This window comes from Aestuariivirga sp. (assembly GCF_020252405.1).
GTDB lineage: Bacteria > Pseudomonadota > Alphaproteobacteria > Rhizobiales > Aestuariivirgaceae > Aestuariivirga.
Window position 1 is genome coordinate 1 of the sequence record NZ_JADCDA010000091.1, and the last position, 5,298, is coordinate 5,298.

At 65.5% G+C, this 5,298-nt stretch carries 5 protein-coding genes and 1 tRNA gene; all 6 read right to left on the reverse strand.

Annotated elements, in window-relative coordinates; translation table 11 throughout:
* Nucleotides 1-66 precede the first annotated feature (66 nt).
* The 6 genes from IOC69_RS12765 to IOC69_RS12790 all read right to left on the reverse strand — a co-directional run bounded on the left by IOC69_RS12765 (nt 67) and on the right by IOC69_RS12790 (nt 4,686).
* Nucleotides 67-1,206 (reverse strand): slipin family protein, encoded by a 1,140-nt coding sequence (locus tag IOC69_RS12765; protein ID WP_290543942.1) that lies wholly within the window; start codon nt 1,204-1,206, stop codon nt 67-69.
* 362 nt (nt 1,207-1,568) lie between these two features.
* Nucleotides 1,569-1,642, reverse strand: a tRNA-Ile gene (locus tag IOC69_RS12770).
* A 275-nt stretch (nt 1,643-1,917) separates the two neighbouring features.
* Nucleotides 1,918-2,340, reverse strand: a complete 423-nt coding sequence (locus IOC69_RS12775; RefSeq protein ID WP_290543943.1) for a hypothetical protein — start codon at nt 2,338-2,340, stop codon at nt 1,918-1,920.
* A gap of 48 nt (nt 2,341-2,388) precedes the next feature.
* Nucleotides 2,389-3,297: a PhzF family phenazine biosynthesis protein gene (locus IOC69_RS12780; protein ID WP_290543944.1), complete on the reverse strand. Its 909-nt coding sequence runs from the start codon at nt 3,295-3,297 to the stop codon at nt 2,389-2,391.
* Between the two features lie 142 nt (nt 3,298-3,439).
* A complete protein-coding gene (locus IOC69_RS12785) occupies nt 3,440-4,186 on the reverse strand; it encodes a sulfite exporter TauE/SafE family protein (protein ID WP_290543946.1) in 747 nt (248 codons plus the stop codon).
* Entirely contained in the window at nt 4,183-4,686 is a 504-nt protein-coding gene (locus IOC69_RS12790) for a heme-degrading domain-containing protein (protein WP_290543945.1), read from the reverse strand. Before IOC69_RS12790 ends, IOC69_RS12785 begins: the two co-directional genes overlap by 4 nt.
* Nucleotides 4,687-5,298: the final 612 nt, after the last annotated feature.

A 5,298-nucleotide genomic window follows, 5' to 3' on the forward strand; every position in this document is an offset into this window, starting at 1 on the left:
GGCAAAAGCCGGGGCATGATCTTGTCGCAAAAGCGGTTTCCACTTTTGCGGATCATGCCCTGGCTGTCAGCGGGCACTGAGGGAGGCGATGTCCTCCAGCAGCCCCCTGGTGCCATTGTGGATGGTGAGCGACTGCACCTTGGCGGCGATCTGCTCGAGCGCCTCCAGCTCCTTCAGCCGCAGCATCGCCGGGTTCTCCGCCATGACGCGCGCCGTGTTGAGCAGCGAACGCGTGGCGTTGGTCTCCTCCCGGCGCCGGATCACCTGGGCCTCGGCGTCCTTCTCGGCCGCCACGACCTTGTTCAGGAGGTCCCGCATGTCGCCCGGCAGCACCACGTCCTTGATGGCGATGCCGGCAACCTCGATGCCGACCGCCAGCATCTCATGGCGCACCGCGGCCGCCGCCTCGGCATCCGTCTCGCCCTTGCGCGACAGGATGTCGTCCAGCGTGCGCGTGGCCAGCGACTGGCGGAAGGCATGCTGCAGCGACCGGTAGAGCGCATCGGCATAGTCCTTCACCGTGCTCACCGCCCTGACCGGATCAGTCACGCTGTAGCGCGCCACGAGGTTGACGCGGACCGACACCTTGTCGCGCGTCAGCACCTCCTGGCCCGTCACCTCCATCGCGTGCTCGCGCGTGTCGACGATCTTCACATTCACCGTGCGGCCGGTGTTCCAGAAGCTGTGCAGCCCCGGCTCCAGCGTGCGGATGAAAGCGCCATCGACGAACAGGAGACCGGTCTGGCCCTGCTCCACCACGAAGCGCTTGACGCGGTCGACCGAACCCGCCGCGGCGAGCCTGCGGCTCAACGCCCCGTCCACCTCGAGAGTGTCCGGCACGGCGATGGTCTCCACCCGCCACGGACCGGCGTCGGTCCACAACAGGCAGCGGCCATCCGGCCCCAACACGCTGTGGAACTTCTCGTCGCGATAGAGCACCGCGACCTCGGCCGCGCCGGTGCGCACCTCGGTCAGATGCTGCGCCATCAGCTCCGGCCGGAGACGGACGGCCTGCTCATAGACACTGCGGAAGACCGGGTCCTTGAAGGCATGGCCCTCGCAGGAGATCTTCCGGGCCAGCGACCAGAAGCCGTGGCGGCCGGGCCGCAGGATTCCGGTGAGCACACCATTGGTCAGCAGAATGGCGCGCTCGCCCTCCGTGACGGTGATGTGTGTCCTGAGGAATAATGTCTTGGTCTCGATCATCTCAGTGTCTCCTTCGGCAAGCGCGTCAGCATTATTGCATGAGGCGGGTTGTCCTCTTCGGTTGGGTTTGGGTTGGGTTTGGGTTGGGTTGGGTTTGGGGTTGGAGTTGTTGCGAACACCTTCCGGGGGGCCTTTGACCAGCCCGCGGCGGGCCACGGCATGACCGGTGCGGGGCCCAGGATGCGCTGCTCTCTCCCGCGGGATCGAGAAGGGCATCAGGGCGCCGCACGGGCAACCGCCGCGGCACAAGCTGCCGGCCGGCGGCGAACATCTCCTCCGCCCCTGCTCGCGCAGTGGCGTTAAAGCGTCACCAGCCGCCCCGGAAGGCTCAGTCGGACAGATCGAACAGGTTAATAGCCTGTGTCGCGAAGAGGGAATCGAACCCCCTACCAACAGATTATGAGTCTGATGCTCTACCAGAATGAGCTATTCGCAAGTCTTGTGGAAAGATGCTGGGACTCGAACCCAGTCACGGTATCAGCGTGGCCCCACCCGGAGCATCAACATCCTGGTTCCGTCAGTCCTGTTCCGGCCCTGCTACGCGCGTTCTCAGGGAGAGGCGCGGCGGCCAGCGCAAAAGCTGTGCCGTATGGGCTCGGACGGTGTCATCGGGAACGGCGCTGCGGATAACAGCCTTCGCCACCGGACACAACCGCATTTCTTACTTACAGTTTGCTTTGTTCGCGCCTGTGGCGCGAAGGCCACAGCTGCTCAGGCGTTGAAGGCCAGCACCGCGAGGGTGATGGCCGCGAGCGCCGACATCCAGACGCCGGAGACCAGCAGTTCCATCCGGGGGTAGAGCGACTGGTCGCCGGTGCGCATCATCCTGCCCGCCGTCATGCGGGCGAGGCCGTGGCACAGCGTGAGCAGCACCACGAACCCCATCTTGACAATGAACCAGCTGTTCGGCCCGTCCTGCGGCGGCAGGCTGAAGAACAGGCCGAGACCGGTGATCCAGATGGCAAGGATGACGATATCCGCGATGCGCGCCAGAATGCGGCGGAGGAAGGCCAGCGCGGCCCGCCGGTCGCCCGTCTCGCCGGAAGCGATGCGGATGTTGATGTAGTTCGCGATGCTCATGCCCGTGCCCGTGGCAATCGCAATCAGATGGGCGATGAGCAGAATCGTCTTCATGTGGCGTGCGGCCCTCCCCCGGCCGGTGTCCGCTGGGCTTGTTCCCCGTCAGATTTCTAGCACACCCGACATGATTTGCACCGCCTGACCCGCCACCCGCACAGCACTGAGCTTCGCACCCGCAACATCGGCCTCCAGCCACAGGTCGGAGGGACGGCCCATCTCATAGCCCTGCTCAAGCTTGAAGCGGTGCGTGCCGTCCGCCAGTTTCTCCGCCGCGAGAAGCTGCGCGGCAAGGAGCGCTGTGGCGGAGCCGGTGGCGGGGTCTTCCGGAATGCCGTCGCCCGGCGCATACATGCGGGCGCGGAAACTGGTGTCCGCCCCGTCGCCGCCCCGCGCATAGAGATAGGCATTGCCGATATCCATTGCCGAGACCATGGCGCTCCAGTGCGGCTCGTGCGGCTTCGCCCGGGCCAGCGCGCCACGGCTGTTCAGCGGCACATAGAAAAACCGCGGGCCACCCTCGAACAGTCCAGGGCCGTGCCCGTCGAAGCCGATGTCGGACACCGCAAGGCCAAGGGCGCGGGCCACCTCACCAACGGTCGGCAGCGGGTGATCGACCGCGAAGGGCACGACCGGCGCGGTGAACTGGGCGCGCGGCACATCGCCGATGCGGCTGACCTTCACCGGCACCAGGCCCGCAACTTCCTCCAGCCGGATTTCCGTCTCGAAGGAGCAGCCTTCCTTGTATTTCTTCGCCGCGAGGTGAATGGCGCAGCCGATGGTGGGATGGCCGGCGAAGGGGATCTCCGCCGTGGGAAAGAAAATCCGCACGCTCGCCGTGTTGGCCGCGTCCTGCGGTGCGCGCACGAAGATCGTCTCCGAGAGATTGAACTCACGCGCGATGGTCTGCATCTGCCCGGTCGTCAGCGCGTCCGCGTCCTCCACGATGGCGAGCGGGTTGCCGGCAAGTTTGCGGCTGGTGAAAACGTCATAGGTTGTGAAGGGCAGCTTCATGCGTAACAGGCCTACAGCATGATCCGCAAAAGTGGAACCGGTTTTGCGATAAGATCATGCTTTGGGCAGCCGGGCAGTCCGTCATCGGCGGCCGTTCCGCAGCCTCGCGCCGGTCACGATCATTGTGAGGGCTCCACGCGGATCATTTGAACAGCGCGTCGTAAACGAGCTTCAGCGAGACCACGAACAGCGCCACCTCGACCAGACGGTAGAACAGCGTCTCGGGCAGCAGCCTGGTGCCCTTGTAGCCCACCACCGCGCCGAGAATGGCGACGGGCGAGAGCATGGCCGCCACCTCGAGATTGCCGGGGTTGAACTGGCCCAGCGCCCAATAGGGCAGAAGCTTCACCACATTGATGACGGCGAAGGCGATGGTGCTCGTGCCCGCGAACACCATCTTCGGCAGCTTCTGCGGCAGCACATAGGTCTGGAACGGCGGGCCGCCCGTGTGGCTGACGAAACTGGTGAAGCCCGTGAGCGCGCCCCAGAAGACCCCGCGCGGAATATCCGCGGGCCTGGGCGGCGCATCGGCCTTCCGCAAGACGACCGTGGCGCAATAATAGAGGCCGACCACGCCGACGAGCAGCGTCACCATCCATTCCGGCGTGATCTTCGCCGTGGCCCAGCCCACGGCCACGCCGAAAATCATGGCCGGCAGCAGGATCGCCAGGTTGCGACCGCTGTATTCGCGGCGGTAGGCCCAGAGCCCCACCCAGTCGCTGACGATATAGACCGGCAGCAGCAGCGCGGCCGCCGCGACCGGCGGCATGACCAGCGCCAGCAGCGGCACGCCGAGCACCCCCACCATCGGCAGGCCCCCCTTGGACGCGCCGACGAGGAAGGCGGCGATGCCGGCAATCAGGAAGAAGAGCAGGCTGTCATCCATCAGTTCCGTTCGGGCCCCAGTTCCAGCATCGCGTGTTCGACGCCGAGGAACCGGCACAGCATTTCCACCACGAAGCCGTGGTCCTCGCGCTGCGGCACGCCCGAAACGGTGACCGCGCCCACAACGCCCGTGCCCTTCACATGGATCGGGAAGCCGCCCCCGGCATTGGCATAGTCCATCGGGTCCAGCCCGCGGGGGGCATCGAAGGCCTTGCCCGAGAACTGATATTCGCGCCCCACGCGGTAGGACGACTTGTGGAAGCGATAGACCGTGTTCACCTTGCGCCGCACCCAGTCCGGGTTCTCCGGTGTCGAACCGGGCAGTGCGGTGTAGAACAGCGGGCGCGTTCCGATCCGGATGTCGATCACGAAGGGCAGCTTCCGCGCCTCCGCGCAGGCGCGCATGAGGCAACCCAGCACCCAGGCATCGGCCTCGCTGAAATGCCCGAAGCGGAGTTCCTCCTCCTGACGGGTGATCTTCGCGATGTCCTGCTCGATGCTCATGGTTTCTTCCTCCAAACATGCCGTCACCCCGGCGAAAGCCGGGGCCCCGCTTCTCGCGCCCAAAGCGGGGTCCCGGCTTTCGCCGGGATGACGGGCAAAAAGATGGACAGCATCAAAGCAGAAGGGCGGCTTCATGGAAACCGCCCTGCCCGTATCCGGTGTGCATCCGCCCCACTCCACCTCCCCCGGGCCTGACCCGGGGGTCCTTTCAGCCGCACCAAAAAGGATGCGCGGATCAAGTCCGCGCAAGGTGAGGGGGTGGGGTCCGAAGGCTAGTTCCTGGTCTTGTCCACCAGCTTGTTCTTGGCGATTCTTTCCTGTTCCGGCGAAGGCCCGGATGACGGGCAAAAAGATGGACAGCATCAAAGCAGATGGGCGGCTTCATGGAAACCGCCCTGCCCGTATCCGATGTGCATCCGCCCCACGCCACCTCCCCCGGGCCTGACCCGGGGGTCCTTTCAGCCGCACCGAAAAGGATGCGCGGATCAAGTCCGCGCAAGGTGAGGGGGTGGGGTCCGAAGACTAGTTCCTGGTCCTGTCCACCCGCTTGTTCTTGGCGATTCTTTCCTGTTCCGGCGAAGGCCCGGATGACGGGCAAAAAGATGGACAGCA

Coding starts and splice junctions, on each gene's coding strand:
- IOC69_RS12765 (WP_290543942.1), bottom strand. CDS start 1,206: ATGATCGAGACCAAGACATTATTCCTCAGGACACACATCACCGTCACG.
- IOC69_RS12775 (WP_290543943.1), bottom strand. CDS start 2,340: ATGAAGACGATTCTGCTCATCGCCCATCTGATTGCGATTGCCACGGGC.
- IOC69_RS12780 (WP_290543944.1), bottom strand. CDS start 3,297: ATGAAGCTGCCCTTCACAACCTATGACGTTTTCACCAGCCGCAAACTT.
- IOC69_RS12790 (WP_290543945.1), bottom strand. CDS start 4,686: ATGAGCATCGAGCAGGACATCGCGAAGATCACCCGTCAGGAGGAGGAA.